The 16014-nt window shown below is 69.7% G+C and carries 19 protein-coding genes; 4 read left to right on the top strand and 15 right to left on the bottom strand.

Translation table 11 applies throughout. The features are described 5' to 3' along the window. The first annotated feature begins 50 nt into the window (after nucleotides 1-50). From ATL45_RS17695 to ATL45_RS17685, 3 genes are all read left to right on the top strand, one after another. Complete coding sequence (locus ATL45_RS17695; RefSeq protein WP_093157337.1) at nucleotides 51-251, top strand: DUF1918 domain-containing protein; 201 nt, start codon at nucleotides 51-53, stop codon at nucleotides 249-251. A gap of 126 nt (nucleotides 252-377) precedes the next feature. Further along, nucleotides 378-1412, top strand: coding sequence for a zinc-binding dehydrogenase (locus ATL45_RS17690; protein ID WP_093157339.1), 1035 nt, complete (start codon nucleotides 378-380; stop codon nucleotides 1410-1412). Nucleotides 1413-1501: 89 nt separating this feature from the next. Further along, nucleotides 1502-2332, top strand: a complete 831-nt coding sequence (locus tag ATL45_RS17685) for a DUF4253 domain-containing protein (RefSeq protein WP_246025405.1) — start codon at nucleotides 1502-1504, stop codon at nucleotides 2330-2332. 28 nt (nucleotides 2333-2360) lie between these two features. Here ATL45_RS17685 and ATL45_RS17680 read toward each other — a convergent pair whose 3' ends face one another. Then, nucleotides 2361-2939, bottom strand: coding sequence for a helix-turn-helix domain-containing protein (locus ATL45_RS17680; protein ID WP_093157342.1), 579 nt, complete (start codon nucleotides 2937-2939; stop codon nucleotides 2361-2363). 113 nt (nucleotides 2940-3052) lie between these two features. On the opposite strand from ATL45_RS17680, the gene ATL45_RS17675 reads away from it, so the two are divergent. After that, nucleotides 3053-3889 carry an EamA family transporter gene (locus ATL45_RS17675; protein WP_093157343.1) on the top strand — a complete coding sequence of 279 codons (837 nt, stop codon included), beginning with the start codon at nucleotides 3053-3055 and terminating at the stop codon, nucleotides 3887-3889. 58 nt (nucleotides 3890-3947) lie between these two features. Here ATL45_RS17675 and ATL45_RS17670 read toward each other — a convergent pair whose 3' ends face one another. The 14 genes from ATL45_RS17670 to ATL45_RS17605 form a co-directional block, all read right to left on the bottom strand. Further along, nucleotides 3948-4487 (bottom strand): NUDIX hydrolase, encoded by a 540-nt coding sequence (locus tag ATL45_RS17670; protein WP_093157345.1) that lies wholly within the window; start codon nucleotides 4485-4487, stop codon nucleotides 3948-3950. Between the two features lie 4 nt (nucleotides 4488-4491). Beyond that, nucleotides 4492-5610 carry an adenosylhomocysteinase gene (locus ATL45_RS17665; protein ID WP_121505357.1) on the bottom strand — a complete coding sequence of 373 codons (1119 nt, stop codon included), beginning with the start codon at nucleotides 5608-5610 and terminating at the stop codon, nucleotides 4492-4494. Nucleotides 5611-5852: 242 nt separating this feature from the next. Beyond that, nucleotides 5853-6707, bottom strand: a complete 855-nt coding sequence (locus ATL45_RS17660) for a helix-turn-helix domain-containing protein (protein WP_093154991.1) — start codon at nucleotides 6705-6707, stop codon at nucleotides 5853-5855. After that, nucleotides 6694-7209: a DUF6879 family protein gene (locus ATL45_RS17655; RefSeq protein WP_093154993.1), complete on the bottom strand. Its 516-nt coding sequence runs from the start codon at nucleotides 7207-7209 to the stop codon at nucleotides 6694-6696. The genes ATL45_RS17660 and ATL45_RS17655 overlap by 14 nt, the downstream gene beginning before the upstream one ends. Then, nucleotides 7206-7445 (bottom strand): hypothetical protein, encoded by a 240-nt coding sequence (locus ATL45_RS17650; protein WP_211841534.1) that lies wholly within the window; start codon nucleotides 7443-7445, stop codon nucleotides 7206-7208. The genes ATL45_RS17655 and ATL45_RS17650 overlap by 4 nt, the downstream gene beginning before the upstream one ends. A 235-nt stretch (nucleotides 7446-7680) precedes the next feature. Next, the gene (gene phnE, locus ATL45_RS17645) at nucleotides 7681-9372 is read right to left on the bottom strand and encodes a phosphonate ABC transporter, permease protein PhnE (protein ID WP_246025404.1); all 1692 of its coding nucleotides are present in this window, start codon (nucleotides 9370-9372) and stop codon (nucleotides 7681-7683) included. A 5-nt stretch (nucleotides 9373-9377) separates the two neighbouring features. Beyond that, nucleotides 9378-10145: a phosphonate ABC transporter ATP-binding protein gene (gene phnC, locus ATL45_RS17640; RefSeq protein ID WP_093154996.1), complete on the bottom strand. Its 768-nt coding sequence runs from the start codon at nucleotides 10143-10145 to the stop codon at nucleotides 9378-9380. Further along, the gene (locus tag ATL45_RS17635; RefSeq protein WP_093154998.1) at nucleotides 10136-11050 is read right to left on the bottom strand and encodes a phosphate/phosphite/phosphonate ABC transporter substrate-binding protein; all 915 of its coding nucleotides are present in this window, start codon (nucleotides 11048-11050) and stop codon (nucleotides 10136-10138) included. The genes phnC and ATL45_RS17635 overlap by 10 nt, the downstream gene beginning before the upstream one ends. Next, nucleotides 11047-11721 carry a phosphonatase-like hydrolase gene (locus tag ATL45_RS17630; RefSeq protein ID WP_093154999.1) on the bottom strand — a complete coding sequence of 225 codons (675 nt, stop codon included), beginning with the start codon at nucleotides 11719-11721 and terminating at the stop codon, nucleotides 11047-11049. Before ATL45_RS17630 ends, ATL45_RS17635 begins: the two co-directional genes overlap by 4 nt. Then, nucleotides 11718-12836 carry a TIGR03364 family FAD-dependent oxidoreductase gene (locus tag ATL45_RS17625; RefSeq protein ID WP_093155373.1) on the bottom strand — a complete coding sequence of 373 codons (1119 nt, stop codon included), beginning with the start codon at nucleotides 12834-12836 and terminating at the stop codon, nucleotides 11718-11720. Before ATL45_RS17625 ends, ATL45_RS17630 begins: the two co-directional genes overlap by 4 nt. Nucleotides 12837-12961: 125 nt before the next feature. Continuing rightward, the gene (locus ATL45_RS17620) at nucleotides 12962-13717 is read right to left on the bottom strand and encodes a GntR family transcriptional regulator (protein WP_246025403.1); all 756 of its coding nucleotides are present in this window, start codon (nucleotides 13715-13717) and stop codon (nucleotides 12962-12964) included. Between the two features lie 141 nt (nucleotides 13718-13858). Next, nucleotides 13859-14140 (bottom strand): DUF3017 domain-containing protein, encoded by a 282-nt coding sequence (locus tag ATL45_RS17615; protein ID WP_093155002.1) that lies wholly within the window; start codon nucleotides 14138-14140, stop codon nucleotides 13859-13861. Nucleotides 14141-14182: 42 nt separating this feature from the next. Beyond that, on the bottom strand, nucleotides 14183-15034 hold the full coding sequence (locus ATL45_RS17610) for a bifunctional methylenetetrahydrofolate dehydrogenase/methenyltetrahydrofolate cyclohydrolase (protein ID WP_093155003.1): 852 nt from the start codon (nucleotides 15032-15034) through the stop codon (nucleotides 14183-14185). A gap of 6 nt (nucleotides 15035-15040) precedes the next feature. After that, nucleotides 15041-16012, bottom strand: coding sequence for a DMT family transporter (locus tag ATL45_RS17605; RefSeq protein WP_246025402.1), 972 nt, complete (start codon nucleotides 16010-16012; stop codon nucleotides 15041-15043). Between the last annotated feature and the right edge of the window lie 2 nt (nucleotides 16013-16014).

Here is a 16014-nt window from a genome sequence, read left to right as displayed (position 1 = left end):
TGCGAGGTGTGGCCCCGGTCACTTAGTCTGGGTCCGCGGAGGTGATGGGCATGAGAGCAGCCGTGGGTGACCAACTGCACGTGCACAGCAAGCACGTCGACGAGGCCGATCAGATCGCCGAGATCCTGGAGGTTCGCGGACCGGACGGGGCGCCACCGTACTTCGTACGCTTCAAGGACGGGCACGAAGGCCTGGTGTACCCGGGCGGCGACTGCGAGATCGAAGCCCACGTGCCCCACCAGGGGCGCTGACCCGCAGCGGCCGGTGCGGTCCCACCCGGACCGGCCGCAGTCCCCAACTGCGCACCCCGACCCCGGTACAGTGCGGACCTCGCGACGCTCGCGCGCAGCGTCGAGCGTCTGCCAGCGGAGGTCGTCATGGCGGTGCCCAGCAGCGGCATCGAGGTCGTGTTCACCGGACGGGGCGGCACGGAGGTCGTCGCCACCCGGACCAGCCCGGTCCACCCGCCCGGCCCGCACCGGGTGCTGGTGCGCACCGAGGCCGCCGGGGTCGCCTTCGCCGAGGTCCAGATGCTGCACGGGCGCTACCCGGCGCAGCCGCGGAACCCGTTCGTGCCCGGCTACGACCTGGTCGGCGAGATCGTGGCGGTCGGCCCGGAGGTGACCGGGTGGCGCGTCGGACAGCGGGTGGCGGCGCTGCCGGTCACCGGCGCGTGGGCCGAGCACGTCGAGCTCCGCGCCCGGGACCTGGTCGCCGTGCCCGCCGAGCTGGCCGCCGCGGACGCGGTCGCGGTGGTGCTCAACGGGGTCACCGCCCAGCAGCTGCTTCGCGCCGGTAACGTCCGCAGTGGACAGACAGTCCTGGTGCACGGCGTCGGCGGCGGCGTCGGGATCCTGCTCTCGCAGCTCGCGGTGAACGCCGGGTTGCGGGTGCTCGCAACGGCGTCCGCCCGCAGGCACGAGGCCCTCGCCGGACTGGGCATCGAGCTGATCGACCACCGCACGTCCGACGTCCGCAGCCGGGTGGCCGAACTCGCGCCGGGAGGGGTGGACGCGATCTTCGACCCGCTCGGGCCGACGAGCCTGGACGAGTCGTGGCGGATGCTCGCCCCCGGCGGCACCCTGGTCTCCTACGGCAGCGCGCGAACCCTGCACGACTCCGGCCCCTGGTGGGTTCCCTACCTGAAGACGGCCGGGCGGATCGCCAAGTGGGAAGTGCTGCGACTGCTCGGCAGCACCGGTGACCGGCGGTGCCGCCTGTACGCCATCAAGTCCAACGAGCGGTTCCGCGCGGACCTGGAGCAGCTGCTCCGAATGGTCGCCAGTGGACAGTTGCGGCCGCGGATCGCGGGCCGGTTCCCGCTGGAAGCCGCCGCGCGGGCCCTGGACCTGCACATCTCCGGCCGGGAAACCGGGCGGATCGTGCTGGTGCCGGGCCTTTCCGCCGAATAGCGCGGAGGCTCGTCGCGCCAGGCGTTGGACGACGAGGGGCAGGCTCTAAGGTGGTCGCGATGAGGGGCGTCCGGCGAGGAGGCGGTGAAGTGTTGCGAGACGACCGGGAGGCGGGGGCACCGGCCGATCTGTCCGCGGTGTTCGGCACCGGGGTGTCGGTACCGCTGCCGCCCGGCGAGATCCTCACCGAGCAGACGATGATGGCCGCCGCGCCGGCGCCGCTGTGCTGGATCAGCGATGAGCCGCCGGCTCCGCAGCTGGTCGCCGCGCTGCGCGCCGAGCACCGGCAGAGCGGCTTGTGGCCGCTGCTGCTGTGCGACAACGACGAGGTCTACGGCGAGCGCTGCACCGTCGGCGTCGTACCGCCGGAACCGCTGGACCACATCGACCGCTGGCGGGTGGTCGACGTGATGGCCCGGATCTGGGACGGCCTGGTGCAGGCCGACGACGAGCTCGGGCCTGCCTACGACCTGGAAGTCCTCGCCCCGTTCGACTACCACTGCCCCGGCCCGGCCCCGGCCGGGAACCTGCTGGCGGACCCGGACATCCTGGCCAACCAGCAGCTCCCGAAGTTCATCGGCGAGGACATCCGCCTGGCCCTGATCCCGGTGCACCGGGGCGCCGACGTCCTGACCGCTCTGGGCTGGTCGGGCGCGGCCAACCACGTGTCCCGCACGGCGGGTCTGTCGGCGATGGCGCGGAGCTGGGAGGAGCGCTTCGGCGCCCGCCTCCTCCGCCTCGGCCCGGACCGCCTCGACCTCAGCGTCGCGGCCCCGCCCCAGGACCCGGACCACGCGGCAGCGGTGGCCGCGGAGCACTGGACCTTCTGCCCGGACCGGATCCTCCAGGAGACGGGCACGATCGAGGCCTACGCCCAGGAGATCCGGGGCCGCCGGACCTGGTCCTTCTGGTGGGAATGACGCTCCCGCAGGATCTTTCGCGCGCCGGTCAGGCCGTGGCGGCCGGTGGCAGCTGGACCGTCATGATCAGGTGGCAGGTCCCGGTGCCGGAGCCCCGGTAGACGTGCTCGGTGTCGCCGTCGAACGTGGCCGTCTGCCCGGCCTCGACGGCGTGCTCGACCCCGTCGACGACCAGGGTCATCCGGCCCGCGATGACGTTGACGGTCTCCACGACTCCGGCCTGGTGCGGATGGCTCGAGTACTCCTCGTCCGGCTCCAGCTGCCAGCGCCACACCTCGACGGGGGCCCGGCCTGAGGTCGTCAGCACGAGCCGGCCCTCGCCGCCCCGCTCCCCGGTCCACAGCGGCTCGACGTCGGCGGCGGCCACGACGCGGACCCGGCCTTCCGCCGGCCCCTGCATCAGGGCCGACACCGAGATGCCGAGCGTGTCGGCCAGCCGGACCAGGGTGGCCAGGTTGGGGTTGCCCTGCGCCTTCTCCAGGCCCACCAGCGCACCCTTGCTGACCTGGGCGCGGCGGCTGAGCTCTTCCAAGGAAAGGCCTGCGCGCACCCGCGCCGCCCGGACGTTGTGCGCGACCGTTCGCAGCGCTTCGGCCGTCTCGGCCATCTGATCACCCTCTCGCAGCCGACCAATCGATTGCACCGCGCGGTCGGTTGGTTGCCCCACTCGGTCAGTCTGATGTACCGTCGGGTCGTTCTGCTGATTCTAGGGGATTTTCCGTGATCGCTCTGCTGCTGGCACTGGGCAGCTCGCTCGCTTACGGGTGCGCCGACTTCCTCGGCGGCGTCGGCGCGCGCAAGGCCCACGTGCTGCGCACCGTGATGATCGCCGCGCCGGCCAGTCTCGTGGTCGAGCTGCTGCTGTGGCCGCTGCTCGGCGCCTCCTTCAGCACGGCCGCAATCGGCTGGGGTGCCGCATCGGGCGTCGCATCGACCGCAGCGTTCGTCCTGCTCTACCGCACCCTGGCGATCGGCCCGATGAACGTCCTGTCCCCGGTGACCGCGCTGGTCTCCGCCGTGCTGCCGGTCGGCGCGGGACTGCTGCAGGGCGAGCACCTGGCCGCCGCCGGGCTGGTGGGCCTGCCGCTCGCGCTGGCGGCGGTGGTGCTGGTCAGCGCCGGACCCGGTGCGGGCTCGGCCCGCCCGTCGCGCACTGCCCTGCTGCTGGCTCTCGGCGCGGGTGCGGCCATCGCCCTGCAGCTGATCTTCTTGCACCAGGCGCCCTCCGACAGCGGAGTGGCTCCGCTGATCGTCGGCCGCGCGGTCTCCTCGGCCATCACCTTGACGGCGGCGGCCTTGCTGCACCGCAGACTGGGCCCCGAGCGCCCGGCGTACGCGATCTCGGCGACGGCGGGAGCGCTGGACTCCGTGGCGAACCTGCTGTTCCTGCTCGCAGCCCGCAGCGGCAACCTGGCCGTCGTGGCCGTGGTCGTCGCCCTCTACCCGGCGGGCACGGTACTGCTCGCCCGAGGCGTCCTCGCCGAACGGATCCACCGCGGCCAACTCCTCGGCCTGGGCACGGCGGCCGTCGCCGTCAGCCTCCTCGCCCTCACCTGAAGCCACGCAGGACACCTCGCGTCCAGCTGTCCGTCAGCGGGCCACTTCGTGTCTGGATCTAGACGATGGCCGCACGTACGTGGTCGCGAAGCGGGCTCGGCAGGGCATCGACGCCGAACCAGTCGGCTCCAGTCACTTCCTCGGCCTGCAATTCACCCGCGTCGCCGCTGGTGCGGAACAGGAACCGGAAGTCGAAGTGGTGGTGGTCGGGTTCGCCCTTCGCCGGGTTCGCAGGGATCAGGTGAACGTCGACGTGGACCGGATCTTCCCCGCCCTCTGATACCTGCTCCAGGTCGAACCCGGTCTCCTCGCTCAGTTCTCGCCGCGCTGCGCAGCGCAGCGACTCATCACCGGGTTCGAGGTGACCACCAGGCAAGAGCCAGCGGCCGAGTCCCTTGTGATGGATGTGCAGGACCAGCCCCTCGTCGTTGACGAGGACGGCGCCAGCCGTGGCATGCCCACGGAACTCAGTGCGAGGAGTGATGTCCACGCCCGCGTCGAGTAGGTCCGTGATCATGTTGAGTTCGTCAACGCATTCGGGCCGGGCCGTCTGGTAGGCCTTGACCGTCCGGGAGATGTGTTCGTGTGTGATCGGCATCTGTTCACCTGTTGAAGTAGTTCAGCCACGTTGCGGCGATCATGGGTCGGCAATCGGCCACCTCGTGCATACCGGGCTCCAGGTCGCGCTGAGAAAGCCTGGCAGCAGCGGCAAGGATCTCGGCCTGGACCAGGAAGATGAACGGCCCCACACTCGCGCCGTGGAGAAAATTCACCGCGTTTCCCTTGTTCAGGAGGTAGAAGTAGTGGCCGATCGTCATGTACCGGGTGATGTCATCGGTGATCGGGTTCTGGTCGTACACCTCCGCGAGTCCGTCCAGTTCCAGTTCGTCCTCGCTGCTCGTGACGGTGGCGACGTACGCGCCGTTCCTGAGCTGTGGGAAGTCTTCGCCGCGCAACGACAAGCGGCCGGTGGCGCAGAGCACGAGTCCCGCGTCCACGAGCGCGGACCGGCAGTCTCGGGCCACCGTGAACCCCTGCGAGAGGGCCTGAGTTCGGCGTACGGGGTCGATGTCATACACGGTAACGCGGACCCCCTTGACGTGAAGCAGGCGAGCGATCGAGCTGCCCAGCTTGCCAAAGCCGATCACCAGTGCGTTCCGGCCGTGCAGGATGTCGCCCCGGCTGCGCATGAGGGCTTCGGCGCTGAATACGACAGACTGCCCGACCAGGTAGTCCTCGGGGTCCTTGAGCGGTGACCGCGCCACCGAGATGACTGGACACGGTAGCTTCAGATCTTGGTATCGCTGGTGCCCGTTCTCGGTGTCCTCCACTACGCCGAGAACTTCCCCCGAGAAACGGTCGCACAACTCGGTCAGGATCGGCGCGAAGTACCCGCCGACATCCAGCAAGACCACCGGCCTCCCCGCAGCTCGCGCTTCCAGGTAGTCGACGGCACGGTCTGCGTCACTGAAGAGATCACGCGAGAGTCGATCGCACACGTAACCGTCCGCCTCGACCTGACGTGCCGCGACGGTGTCGATCGACTTCGGCTTGGGCAGCACAGCGCGCAGGTCGGTCAGGCGGCCCACGGCCCGAACGAACGCGGGACGCTCGGGCAGCACGTGCGTGATCAAGAATGAGCTTGACCGCTCGGCCGCAGGAACTTGAGCAACGATCCGGCCGAAGTATGCATCGAGGTTCGCTCGCTCGAACGCTTCCATCTGCGAAACCAGCCCCCTACGTATCAGCGAACGCGCCAAGCAGGTTATTAGGCGGAAGGAATGTCACAGCTGCACCCACCCACGTCGCTCCCTCATCTCCCGCCAATCTGGGCGATTCAGGCTCTTCACCAGCTACCGACGCTTTCGCGACCGCCCCTTCCAACGACACAACCATGTACGCATTCGAAGCCTTCCGAATTTTCCACCTTGATTATCGGGGACCCCGGCCAGCGGGAGCAGCTTTAGTCGCGTGTTCGCATAAACTGATCAGCGGCAGACTTAAGAACCCGCCTTGCATCTTCGCCGGTCAGCGCACGTTCGTAGAAGTGTTCGAATATGTTGAGGTGGTACATGATGTCCCGGTAGTCGCGTAGCGCTACCTCGCCTGCGAAAATTTCGGCAAGCACTAGTCGATCGTCGTACGCGACGAACACGTTTAGCGGTGAGGCGTTCACCAGAGCAGCGTTAGGAAGGATCGCTAGGTCCACGTTCGGCCGCTGGGACGCCCCTGCCATGTGCTGCAGCTGTTCGACCATGACGCTAGCTGCGGCACGCTTGAGCCTTACGGCCTGCTCGGTGAGCAAGAAACAGAATCGGCGAGACTCGTCGTTGAGCGAACCCTGACTATCCAACCTCGCCTGTACGGCACGGTCAATGTCTCGTGCTGGCCTGCCCTCAACACCAGGAGTAAGTACAGCACGCGCATAGTCGCGCGTCTGGATCAGCCCGGAGGGGATAGCCGGCAAGAACTGGCGGACGACTGAGGCTGATTCTGTGAGCGCCTTGATCTCGGCTTGGCTTCGCCAGATTCCTTGCCGCGCGGATGATCGTAGCGACGTGTATTCGACGTTTGCTGAACGAGCAAGCGCCAGGAGTTCATCTCTAGCGGCTGGTTGCACGTCGAGCGCCGTCATGATGCGTTCAACATCAGCGACGGTCGGCAGGGTCTTGCCAGATTCGATCCGGCTGACTTTCGATTGAGACATGGCAGCACGAACGGCCAGCCTCTCACCAGAGAGTCCGGCCGCTTTGCGTAGCTGCCTCAGCGTGTCCGCAAGGTTCTTGCGTTGCTGCTGTTCTGCGTCAGGCTCGAGCATTCCACTCGCTCAACGACACGGCGTGACTCAATGCCGTGTCTCGCCACTTGAGGTACTGGGTCAGGTCCGGGTTTTCTCGCTGGTCGATGTTGAGCAGGGTTCCATCAGAGTTGAAGTTCAGATCAACCACGGTCGTTTCGTCGAACAACCAGAAGTCATGGGCCGGCAAGTCCAGGACGAGGTTCGTCAGGTCCAGAATCCTGACGTCCTCCCCGGCTTCGACGTTGCCGGGGATGGCCCAAGCAAGCTGAAACCTCTGATACTCCGTGAGCGGCTTACGGACGGTGCGGACACGGCCGATGGTCCGGCCGGAAGTCGCGATCTCCTGCACCGTCTCGTGCCAAACCGCATTGTGCCCCTCGGGCTTCGGTTCCCCTGCACGCCAACGTCTTAGGTTCTCCTGCTCCCGTTGCATGGCGTACGTCGGTTGACACTCGAACCGCCATGCGGACCGTTGGCAGTTGTCGAACCGCGCGCTGAACTGCTCGCCGGTCAGAATCACTTCAGTGTCTCCCTGAGCCGCTGAACGACGTCTGTGCTCACACCGGACTCGACTAGCGCCGATACCGCATCGAGGATGACCTCAGGGGGCAGTTCGACAGCCGTCTCACCCTCGCCAAGTACCAGCCCCTCTGCACCGGCCACGTGATCGCCCTGTACCACGGCGGTGCCCCGGTCCGAGACGTACACGGTGGGACATGTCTTGTCTTCACAGCCGGACACCTTGCGTAGTTTCATGGTCACAGCCTTGGCGCTCAGGCGGATCGGATCAAGGATGGACAGGGGTCTAGTCGCGATGTTGCATGACTTGCCCCCTTTGGGGGACCTGCCCGCAGATCGGGAACACACCCGCAGGCAGCGGAGCGGCTGGGGGGACCGCTTCGCTGCCTGGGAACTTGATGAGCGACTACTTCATGCACGCGACAGATCCACAAAGGACTCACTGGTCCCGGCCACGACGAACGTGTCGGCGTCAGCGGACGAGTTTTCGGAGCCAGAGGGCGAGGAGTTCCACCAGCATCACCACTGCGAAGGTGAGGGCCAGGACCGTTGTCACCACTCCGAACTCCAGGACCCTGGAGGCGTTGAGGAGGTAGTAGCCGATTCCGCCCGCTCCGACCAGGCCCAGCAGGGTTGCCGAGCGGAGGTTGGTGTCCAGCTGGTACAGGACGTGCGCCACGAAGGCCGGGGCCGCTTGGGGGACCGTCGCCGCGAAGAACACCTGGAGGCGGCTCGCACCCGTGGCCCGCAGCGCTCGTTCCTTGCCGCGGTCCACCTCCTCCAGCGAGTCCGCCACCAGCTTGCCGAGCAGGCCCACCGAGCCGACGCCGAGGGCGAGCGCGCCCGCTACCGCGCCGAGGCCGGTGATCACCACGAACACGATCGCCAGCACCAGTTCCGGGACGCCTCGGACCGCTAGCACCACACCGCGGAAGAACTTCGCCACCGCCGGGTTCGGGGCCACGTTGTTCGCCGCCAGGGCTCCCACCGGTAGCGCGAGGATCGCGCCGATCAGGGTGGCCGCCAGGGCGATCTGGACGGTGACCAGGAGTTCGGCCAGCAGCTCCGGGAGGATGCCGCCGGTTTCCGGTGGCCAGAACAGCGCCAGGGTCGGGCCGAAGTCGGTGATCGCGCGCTGGAACTGGGCGAGCGAGATGTCCGCGCCCCAGATCGAGGCGACCACCACCAGGGCGGTCAGCAGCCAGTAGCCGGTGCGGCGCACCCGTCCGGCCGTCCACGGTGGACTGATCGGCCGCGGTGACGAAGCCCGCTCGGCGACGATCCCGGCCTCCCGCCGCGGAGCCGGGATCTGCACCCGGCGCCGGACCGCCGCGAGCGGGCCGCGGCGCTCTTCCCGCACGCCGAGCAGGCCGCGGCGGATCGCGCCGGAGACGACCTCCACCAGCACGCAGAGCCCGAACACCACCGACGCCAGCGCCATTCCGCGCTGGTAGTCGAGGGTGCGCAGGGAGTCGGAGATCGCCTGGCCGAGGCCGCCGACGCCGACGAACCCCAGCACCACCGAGACCCTCAGGTTGATGTCCAGGCGGTGCAGCGAGGTCGCCACGAACGACGGCATCACCTGCGGCAGCACGCCGGTGACCAGCTGCTGCAGCCTGGTTCCGCCCGCCGCGCGGATGGCGGTGCGCGGGCCTTCGTCGATCTGCTCGATCGCGTCGGCGTAGAGCTTGCCGATCATGCCGATGGAGTGCAGGCCCATCGCCAGCACACCGGTCAGGCCGCCGAAGCCGAACATCCGGAAGAACACGATGGCCAGCACGACGTCCGGGATCGCCCGCGCCACCACGATGATCACGCGCGCCCCGAACCGGCTGGTGCCGCCCAGGGCGGTGTTGCTCGCCGCGAGGACCGCGACGGGCACGCTGATCAGCGAGGCCAGCAGGGTCGCGCAGACCACGATCGCCAGCGTCTGCCCGCACAACGCCAGCAGTTCGCCGAGCGGCGGGAAGTCCAGCGGCAGGGTTCGGCCGGCGAAGTCGACCGCGTTGGCCGCGCCGTCCACGAACGTCGCGATGTTCAGGCGCAGCGAGCTGAACGCCCAGATCGCCGCGCCCAGCAGGGCCAGCACGACCACGGCCGCCGCGGTGCCGGTCGGCGTCGGGCGGGCGAGCGTGCGGCGCGGCGCTTCTGCGGTGGTGGTCAAGGGTTTCACCCCACCGCGGCGAGGTCGGAGGAACCGACCTTGGCGTAGATCGACATCGCCGCGTCGCGGTCCAGGCCCTCGACCGGGGTGTCCAGCACGACCTGCCCGGAGCGCAGCCCGATGATCCGGTGACCCCAGCTCAGCGCCAGGTCCACCTGGTGCAGGCTGCACAGCACGGTCAGCCCGTCCTCCCGGCCGATCTCCGCGATCAGGTTCATCACCTGCGCCGCCGAGTCCGGGTCGAGCGAGGCGACGGGCTCGTCGGCGAGCAGGATCTCCGGCTTCTGCAGCAGCGCCCTGGCCACCGCGACGCGCTGCTGCTGACCGCCCGAGAGCGTGTCCGCCCGCTGCAGCGCCTGGTCGGTCAGGCCGACCCGCTCCAGCTGCTCCATCGCGGCGAACCGCACGCGCTTGGGATAGGTGAACAGCCCGAGGCGCGGGCCGCGCAGGCTGCCGAGCGCGCCCGTGCACACGTTCTCCAGCACGGTCAGCGAGCCGACCAAGTGGAACTGCTGGAACACGAACCCGACCCGCCGCCGCAGCGCGCGCAGACCCGATCCGCGCAGCGCACCGACGTCCTCGCCGAGCACCTGCACGGTGCCGGAAGTGGCGCGCTGCAGGCCGTCCACGTGCCGCAGCAGCGTCGACTTGCCCGAGCCGGAGAGGCCGAGCAGCACCGCCATCTCACCGGGCTCGACGTCGAGGGAGACCTCGTCGAGCGCCCGCACATCACCGAAGGACTTGCCGACCCGGTCGAAGCTGATCACTGGCATTGCTCGTCCTTGGTCGTCGCGCAGACCTCGCGGATGCCGTTGTAGAAGGCGTCGTCGACCGGGGCGAAGCCGTAGCCGCCGATGTCGCCGATCTTGCAGTCGCCGGTGCAGAAGCCGTTCTCCCGCAGGGCATCGCTGTTGGCCTTGTCCCGCAGCGCCGCGGTGATCTTGTCCTTGACCGCCGGGTCGAGGTCGTCGGAGATGGCGACCGGGTCGCCCGGGATCACCGCCGACTTCCACACCGTGCTGAGCTGCCCGGCCTGCAGCTGGCCCTTCTCGATCAGCTGCCGGTCGACCATGCTGTCGTAGGCGAAACCGGCGTCGCAGTCGCCCTTCGCGACGGCGATCGCGGAGGCGTCGTGCCCGCCGGCGAAGACCGGCTGCACGTCGGTGTCCGGGTTGATGCCCGCTTCCAGCAGGCCCGCCTTCGGGTACAGGTAGCCGGAGGTCGAGGTGGGGTCGACGAAGCAGACCTTCTTGCCGCGGAAGTCGGCCAGCGAGCGGATGCCGGTGTCCGGACGGGTGATGGCGTAGGAGGTGTAGCCGGGCTCGGCGCCCTTCTCCTCGACCTGGCCCGCGACCGCGGTGGCCGCCACGCCCTGCTGCTTGGCCAGCACGTAGGAGAACGGACCGTACTTGGCGATGTCGATCTTGCCCGCGCGCTGGCCCTCGATGATCGCGGCGTAGTCGGTGGCCTTCTGGAAGGTGATCTTCTTGCCGGTCTCCTTCGCCAGCAGGTCCAGCACCGGCTGGTAGTCCTGCTGCAGGCTGGCGGATTCCTCCGACGGGATGGCGGCGAACACCAGCTCGTCGGAGTCACCGCCCTGCTGAGCGGCGCTCGGGCCGCACCCCGCGAGCAGGCCCAGCGCGGCCAGCCCGACGAGGACTCGACTGATCCGTTTCACGACTGATCTTCCTTTGCGGACAGGAGTTCCGGGAGGTCTCGGACGGATTCGAGGACGTGGGTGGCACCGGCGCCGGTGAGCGCGTCGCGCGAGTGCGCGCCGGTGAGGACGCCTGCGACGACGGACGCGCCGGCGCGGAGTCCTGATCGGACGTCGTAGACGGTGTCGCCGGCGGTGGCGACCGCGCGCACGTCGTCGATGCCCAGCCGCAGCAGCGCGGTGAGCACCATGTCCGGGTAGGGGCGGCCGCGGCCCGCCTGGGCCGGGGTGAGGGTGAGGTCGGCCAGGTCTTCCCAACCCAGCGCCGCCAGGATCTGGTGCTGCGTGGTCTCGGAGAAGCCCGTGGTCAGCGCGACCTTCACGCCGTTGTCGCGGAGCTGCCGGATGGCGGCCTCCGCACCGTCGATCGGGTGGCACTCGCCGTCGGCGACCCGCTCCGCGTAGGCGTGCTCGAAGGCCTGGTTCGCCTGCTGCGCGAGGGTTTCGTCGCCGTCGAAGAGGTGCCGGAAGACGGTGATCTTGGACTCGCCCATGGTGCGGCGGACGTGCTCCAGCATGAACGGCTGCTGCGCGACGCCGATGTCGGCGATGGCCTGGGTGAACGCCCGCTCCACGAGACCGTCGTCGGCGACCGTGGTGCCCGCCATGTCCAGCACTGCCAGCTCGATCATCCCTCGACCTCCTGCCACGTGTCGGCGGCGATGGCGGGCGAGCAGGTCATGCCGCGCCCGCCGGGGCCGGTCACCAGCCAGACGCCCGCCAGCACCTGCTCGCGGTGCACGACCAGCGACTTGTCCGCCGTCTGCGCGTAAACCCCGGCCCAGCGGCGCACGATCCGCGGCAGCGGGCGGCCGAGCAGTTCCTCGGCGCGCTGCCGCAGGTGCTCGTAGGGGTCCTCGTGCACGTCGAAGGAGAACGGCTCGGCGTACTCGTGGGTGTCGCCGATGGTCAGCCCGCCGTGCAGCCGCTGGACCAGCAGCAGCTGCATGCCGTTGTCGGCGGCCACCGGCGGCTGCGGCTCGGCGGCGTTGAGCTCGTCGAGCTTTTCGCCCCGGTAACCGCGGTAGTAGCGCATGCTGTCGCCGTCGGCCAGCGACGTGGTCAGCTGCTCGTCGAGCGGGTCGGTCTGCATCATCTGCAGCCGCACCCGGCGCACCGGGAGCTCCGGGCGGAGCTCCTTCACCAGACCGCCGAGCGCCGCGCCGGTGCAGAGGACCACCAGATCGCCCTCGTGGCGCTGCCCGGTGTCATCGCGCACCCAGCCCTCGCCGACGTCGCGGACCTCGCGACCGGGGAACCAGGTGTAGCGGCCGGTCTTAGCCAGGTGCGCGCGCAGCGCGGGCTGCGCGGTCCGCGACTCGACTGCGCCGTCCTGCTCGCACCAGAGCGCGCCGAGCATTTCGCCCCGCAGCGCGGGATTCAGCGTCCGAGCTTCGGCTGCGTCGAGCAGCTTGGTGCCGCGCTCAGCGGCGTCGGGCCGGGCGACGAACTCCTCGGCGACCGCCATCTCGCCGGGCGTGCGGAGCACTGTCAGCGAGCCGTTGCCGCGGAAACCGAGGTCCGGCACGTCCGCGGCGATGCGCTCCCAGTCCTGGCGGGCGCGCATGGCCACCTCCAGGTCCGGCCCGGGTTCCCGGCCGCTGACCCAGATCAGCCCGAAGTTGCGGACCGAAGCCCCGCGAGCCTCGGCCTCCCGTTCCAGGTGCACCACTTCGTGGCCCCGTTCCAGGGCCCGCAGCGCGTGCATGGTGCCGAGCACGCCGCCGCCAACAATCAGAACTCGCACGCCGCACACGCTCGCGGCCGTCCGCGAATCCCCAGTGGAAACCGACCGAACCCCAGGTGAACACCGACCGAAGGACTAGATCAGTTATCTTTTCGTGACATTTGCTGCCGCCCCACCCGACCGGGTCAGTCGCGGAGGTGAGTGACGAAGCTGAAGCGGTCGCCGCGGAAGAGGGAGCGGACGCGTTCGATCGGTTCGCCCTCCGGCGTCCAGGAACGCCGGTGCAGCAGGATCATCGGCGTCGCCGGGTTGGTGCCGATCAGCAGCGCCTCGCGCGGCGTCGCCAGGACCGTCTCGATGCGCTCCTCCGCTTCGCCGAAGCGCACGCCCAGCTCGTCCTGCAGGAACGAGTACAGCGAGCCGGTCGGGTCGAACTCCCGCAGCAGCTCCGGGAAGCGGTCCTTCGGCAGGTAGCTGGACTCCAGGCCGACGCGCTCACCACCGGCGAGCAGCACCCGCTCGACGTGCACCACCTCGCCGCCCGGGGCCAGGCCGAGGTCCGCCGCGAGCTGCGCGTCGGCCGACCGGGATTCGACGTCGATCACCGTCCGGCCCGGCTCCAGGCCCTGCGACCGGACGCCCTCGGTGTAGCTCGCGAGTTGCAGCGGCTGCACCAGTTTCGGCGGTGCGACGACGGTGCGGCTGCCCTGCCTGCGCATCAGGCGGCCTTCGAGCATCAGCTCGGTGACCGCCTGCCGCAGCGTCACCCTCGACACCTCGAACCGCTCGGCCAGCTCCCGCTCGCTGGGCAGGGCCGAGCCCTCGCCGAGCTCTTCGACCAGGCCGAGCAGCTCGATCTTCACCGCGTAGTAGCGCGGAATCCGGCCGTGTTCGGGAATTCCGGCGCGAACCGGCTGATCCGCCCGATGATCGATGCGCACGACAGACAACCCTACTGCGCGCCCGAAAACCGTCTCCCACAGCGTGAAATCGAGCCGATTCCAACAGAAACCGAGGTTCGCGGCGGAAGGACCGCAGTTCCGGCTGGAACTGCGGTCCCGCGCGCGGAGGTCACGGCTCCACTACCGCTTGATCGTCAGCGCCACTGCGAGGATCACCACGGCGAAACCGCTGTAGAGCAGAACGTCCACCACCCGGCTCCGGATCGTCAGCAGGCCCGTGCGCTCCTGCGGGATCACCGCGCGCATGCCCGCCGCGACCAGCAGCGCCACGGCGAGCAGCACCGTGCCGCGGCGCCAGTGCTGCATCGCCACCAGCAGGAAGCCGATCGCCGCGATGAGCAGCACCAAACCGAACGGCACGTGCGTCGACAGGCGCGATTTTCCGCCGGACTGCTCGTTCACGTTCCTCCTGCCCTGCTCCTGAGCCACGCTCACGAGCGGAGTTCAGCCGAGGTTGCGCTCGGCGGCCTCGACGACGTTGGTCAGCAGCATCGCGCGGGTCATCGGACCGACCCCGCCCGGGTTCGGCGAGATGAACCCGGCGACCTCCGCGACGTCCGGGTGCACGTCGCCGGACAGCCCGGCCTCGGTGCGGGTCACGCCGACGTCGAGCACCGCCGCGCCCGGCTTGACCATGTCCGCGGTGATCAGGTTCGGCTTGCCCGCCGCCGCGATCACCACGTCGGCGCGGCTCACCTCGGCGGCGAGGTCCTTGGTCCCGGTGTGGCACAGCGTCACGGTGGCGTTCTCGCTGCGCCGGGTCAGCAGCAGGCCGATCGGGCGGCCGACGGTGATGCCGCGGCCGACGACCGCGACCTGCGCGCCGTTGAGCGGCACGTCGTAGCGGCGCAGCAGCTCGATGATGCCGCGCGGCGTGCACGGCAGCGGCGCCTCCTCGCCCAGCACCAGGCGGCCGAGGCTGATCGGGTGCAGGCCGTCGGCGTCCTTCTCCGGCGCGATGCGCTCCAGCAGCGGACCGGCGTCGAGGTGCTTGGGCAGCGGCAGCTGCACGATGTAGCCCGTGCAGGCCGGGTCGGCGTTCAGCTCGTCGAGCACCGCTTCGACCTCGGCCTGGCTGACGTCGGCGGGCAGGTCCTTGCGGATCGACTTGATGCCGACCTTGGCGCAGTCGTTGTGCTTGGCGCGCACGTAGGAATGCGAACCGGGGTCGTCACCGACCAGCACCGTGGCCAGGCCCGGGGCGCTGCCCTGCTCGGCGAGCCGGGCAACCCGGGGCCGCAGCTCGTCGAAGATAGCTTCCTTGGTGGCCTTGCCATCCAGAATCGTCGCGCTCACGGCTGTTCATCGTGGCAGATGACGTGCGCCCCGTCCCGCCCGGTCCGGCATTGCCGCCACGCCTACAGCCACCAGGGTGAGCAGCACGCCCACCACGGTGGACGTCGCGATCCCGTCCCGGGTCGCGGGCGCGAACACGTCCAGCAGCAGCGCACCGACCAGCTGCCCGGCGATCATGCCCAGGCCGAGCAGCAGCACCCCGGTGTAGCGGACCAGCGCGACCGACCCGCCGATCACGAAGATGCCCAGGAAACCGCCGGTGTAGAGCCAGCCATCGGCCGGGAGCTCGGGCAGGCCGCGCACCAGCACCTCGACCGCGAAGGCCAGCGCGAGGGCGGTCATCCCGACGCCGAAGTTGACCATCGAGGCGAACACCGCCGAGTCGGCCGCCTGCTTCATCCGGCCGTTGACCGCCGCCTGCCAGCCCAACCCGACACCGGCCAGCGCGGGCAGCAGCACCAGCCAGCTCGCCTGCGCGCCGCCGAGCTGCGCGGACACCGAGATCAGCACCGCCACCACGGCGAGCACCGCGCCGACGAGCCGCGCCGGCGTCACGCGCTGCGGCCCGGCGGGCCCGAGCCCGAGGCGGTCCACCACCAGCCCGCTGCTCACCTGCCCGGCTACCACCGCGACGGTGAACATCGCGACACCCAGCGCGGTCGCGGCCATCCCCTGGGTGAACACCAGGTATCCGCCGCACACCCCGCCGAGGCACTGCCACGGCCGCAGCCCGCCCGGTTCGCGCAGCGCCGCGGCCAGGTTCCGGAAGCCGCGACGGGCCCGCGGGATCAGCAGCGAGGCCGCGAACAGCACGGTGAACCCGCACGCGAAGGAGATCAGGCCGGCCGCGATCCCGTCGTCCATCCGGGCTCCGAGCGCGCCGTTGATCCGGGCCTGGACCGCGAGCAGCAGTCCGACCGCAGCGGCGCCGACCATGCCGAGCGCGCGCTGACCGACTTGCGGATCAGAAGGTTTCACCG

Source organism: Saccharopolyspora antimicrobica, from assembly GCF_003635025.1.
Classification (GTDB): domain Bacteria; phylum Actinomycetota; class Actinomycetes; order Mycobacteriales; family Pseudonocardiaceae; genus Saccharopolyspora; species Saccharopolyspora antimicrobica.
The sequence above is the reverse complement of the archived record's forward strand: the minus strand, read 5'-3'. Positions and strand labels throughout refer to the sequence as shown.

Excerpts from the sequence above, each read along its gene's own strand:
- ATL45_RS17670 (WP_093157345.1), bottom strand. The coding sequence starts at position 4,487 with ATGCCGATCACACACGAACACATCTCCCGGACGGTCAAGGCCTACCAG.
- ATL45_RS17650 (WP_211841534.1), bottom strand. The coding sequence starts at position 7,445 with ATGAAACTACGCAAGGTGTCCGGCTGTGAAGACAAGACATGTCCCACC.
- ATL45_RS17665 (WP_121505357.1), bottom strand. The coding sequence starts at position 5,610 with ATGGAAGCGTTCGAGCGAGCGAACCTCGATGCATACTTCGGCCGGATC.
- ATL45_RS17680 (WP_093157342.1), bottom strand. The coding sequence starts at position 2,939 with ATGGCCGAGACGGCCGAAGCGCTGCGAACGGTCGCGCACAACGTCCGG.
- ATL45_RS17690 (WP_093157339.1), top strand. The coding sequence starts at position 378 with ATGGCGGTGCCCAGCAGCGGCATCGAGGTCGTGTTCACCGGACGGGGC.
- phnC (WP_093154996.1), bottom strand. The coding sequence starts at position 10,145 with ATGCCAGTGATCAGCTTCGACCGGGTCGGCAAGTCCTTCGGTGATGTG.
- ATL45_RS17660 (WP_093154991.1), bottom strand. The coding sequence starts at position 6,707 with ATGCTCGAGCCTGACGCAGAACAGCAGCAACGCAAGAACCTTGCGGAC.
- ATL45_RS17695 (WP_093157337.1), top strand. The coding sequence starts at position 51 with ATGAGAGCAGCCGTGGGTGACCAACTGCACGTGCACAGCAAGCACGTC.
- ATL45_RS17630 (WP_093154999.1), bottom strand. The coding sequence starts at position 11,721 with ATGATCGAGCTGGCAGTGCTGGACATGGCGGGCACCACGGTCGCCGAC.